General features: G+C 71.6%; 4 protein-coding genes. 2 read left to right on the top strand and 2 right to left on the bottom strand.

The features are described 5' to 3' along the window. A partial coding sequence (locus EEJ42_RS32075) for a peptidase (RefSeq protein ID WP_123105419.1) occupies window positions 1-391 on the bottom strand: 391 nt, incomplete at its 3' end. 235 nt (window positions 392-626) lie between these two features. Here EEJ42_RS32075 and EEJ42_RS32070 point away from each other — a divergent pair. Then, the gene (locus tag EEJ42_RS32070) at window positions 627-1,244 is read left to right on the top strand and encodes an HAD domain-containing protein (RefSeq protein ID WP_184503369.1); all 618 of its coding nucleotides are present in this window, start codon (window positions 627-629) and stop codon (window positions 1,242-1,244) included. A 4-nt stretch (window positions 1,245-1,248) separates the two neighbouring features. Next, a complete protein-coding gene (locus tag EEJ42_RS32065) occupies window positions 1,249-1,677 on the top strand; it encodes a type II toxin-antitoxin system Rv0910 family toxin (RefSeq protein WP_123105417.1) in 429 nt (142 codons plus the stop codon). A gap of 34 nt (window positions 1,678-1,711) precedes the next feature. On the opposite strand, the gene EEJ42_RS32060 is transcribed toward EEJ42_RS32065, so the two are convergent. Further along, window positions 1,712-2,176 (bottom strand): PadR family transcriptional regulator (locus EEJ42_RS32060; protein ID WP_123105415.1); only part of this gene is annotated, 465 nt, incomplete at its 5' end.

Raw genomic sequence — 2,176 nt, 5'->3', positions numbered from 1 at the left:
CGGCGAGGATCGCGCCCCTCGCCGCGGCGCGCCCGGCGGCCGCCGCCATCGCGGTCGCGGCCGCCGGGGACCAGCCGGGCACCCCGTCACCGGCGCCGGTCACGGAGGTCTCGACCGCGCCGCTCCACCGGAGTCCGTAGCCGATGGTGCGCTGCACCAGATAGCCGAGCAGCCGCACCACTTGGGGCGGACCCCCGGCGAACGCGCCCCACACCCGCGGGTCGTTCTCCACCAGGGTGTGCAGCAGGTGAGCCGTGTCGAGGTGGGGGTCCCCGTCGCGTACGGCGCGCCGACGGGCCCCGGTGACCACGGCGGTGAGCCGCTCGCTCAGCCGGTTCTCGAACCCGGCGGCGGCCGGGTCGGCGGAAGCGGAAAGGGTAGGATTTCGCACGCTCTCACCCCATCAGTCCCTTGAGGCCGAAGCGTCCTCTGCGGGAAGCATGTGCGCATCCCACGGTAGTTGGGCACGGATGACCGGAAATCATCCTCGGGGAGGAGAGAACCCGGCCTTCCTCCCGACTCGGAAACCCCTCGAAACTCCCGCGGCACGCAACCGGGGCCGCCCCGGGCGCCGTCCCCCACTCACAACCGCGCCTTTCCGCCACACAGTGCCGCCAAGGAGTCCTATGACCGCCCGGCCGCTGCTCTTCCTGGACGTCGACGGTGTCCTCAACCCGGTCCTGCCGTCCGACGGGTTCACCGCCTACGAAATCCTCGACTTCACCGTCCTCCTCTCCGTCACCCACGCCAACTGGCTGCGGGACCTGTCCTCCACCTACGAACTGGTCTGGGCCACGACCTGGGAGCACGAGGCCAACCGCCATATCGCGCCACTCCTCGAACTGCCTCAGCTGCCGGTCGTGGAGTTCACGGGCTACGTGCCGCGGCCGGACGACCCGAAGCTGCCGGTGCTCGACCTCTTCTCGGGCCGCAAGTGGGCACCGATCCTGCGGTACGCCGCGGGCCGCCCGTTCGCCTGGGTGGACGACGTGATGCCGGAGCGGCTGGTGAGCCGGTCCCGACTGCGGCGCGACCAGCTGCTGCTGCCGATCGACCCCGCGCACGGGCTGCGCCGGGAACACGTCGACCGGCTGCTGGAGCGCCCGCCCCGGGCGCGCCGCCTGCCGCGACTGCGGCCGCTTTCCACCCGGAAACCGCGATCTGACGGTTCGTCAGTATTGAATGTTCCGGGCGGCGCGGCTACGGTGCGTAGCCCCGTCGCCGGACGCCCGGAAGGGACGTAGCCCCATGGCCGAGGTCAGCGCGCAGTTACGCATCGAGGCACCGGCCGAGAAGGTATGGGCCCGGCTCACCGACTTCTCCTCGTACGGCGACTGGAACGTCACCCACGACGGCTTCCCGCAGGGCACCCCCGCCGCGCCGGAGCCCGCGGCGACCTACCAGGAGAACATGCGGCTGATGGGCTTCCCGGCCGAAGTGACCTGGACCGTCGAGGAGTACGAACCCGGACGGGTGCTCGCCACCCGGGGCAAGGGCCCGATGGGTGTGCACCTCGGCATGCGCTATGCGCTGACGCCGGACGGGGACGCGACGGCGGTCCGCGTCGACGGCGACTTCACGGGGGCGGCGGTGTCCCTGATGGCGGGAAAGCTCAAGGACTCGGCGACTGCGGCGCTGGACGAGTCGCTGCGCAAGCTCGCCGCGCTGGTGGCTTAGCCCGCCGCGCTGGTGGCTTGGCCCGCCGCCCCACTCAGCCCTCGTCGCCCTCGGCGACCCCGGCGTCTTCAGCATCCTCGTCATCCTGCTCGGCGAGGATCAGATACAGCCGCTTGCGCGACTGGTTGATGACGGCCAGCGCCTTCTGCCGCTGCTCGGGGCTGCCCGTCTTCCAGACCTGCGCGAACGCCTCCATCAGCCCGAACCCGGCTTGCCGGACCTCCTGCATGGCCTCCCAGTCGATGCCGCGCCCGGCCTCTTCCCACGGGGCCTGCGGTCCCGCCTCGGCCTCGGTGCGCCCGGCGTCGGTGAGCGCGTACAGCTTCTTGCCGCCGTCACTCTCGCTGCTGATCATCCCCTCGTCCTCGAGGAGTTGCAGCGTCGGATACACCGAACCCGGGCTCGGCTTCCACGCTCCCCCGCTGCGCTCGGCGATCTCCTGGATCATCTCGTAGCCGTGCATCGGGCGGTCCCCCAGCAGCGCCAGGATCGAGGCGCG

It is taken from the genome of Streptomyces botrytidirepellens (assembly GCF_003721215.1).
In the GTDB taxonomy this organism is placed as follows: domain Bacteria; phylum Actinomycetota; class Actinomycetes; order Streptomycetales; family Streptomycetaceae; genus Streptomyces; species Streptomyces himastatinicus.
The sequence above is the reverse complement of the archived record's forward strand: the minus strand, read 5'-3'. Positions and strand labels throughout refer to the sequence as shown.

What these genes read in the sequence shown, in the direction of transcription:
- EEJ42_RS32065 (WP_123105417.1), top strand. Translation starts at nt 1,249, where the DNA reads ATGGCCGAGGTCAGCGCGCAGTTACGCATCGAGGCACCGGCCGAGAAG.
- EEJ42_RS32070 (WP_184503369.1), top strand. Translation starts at nt 627, where the DNA reads ATGACCGCCCGGCCGCTGCTCTTCCTGGACGTCGACGGTGTCCTCAAC.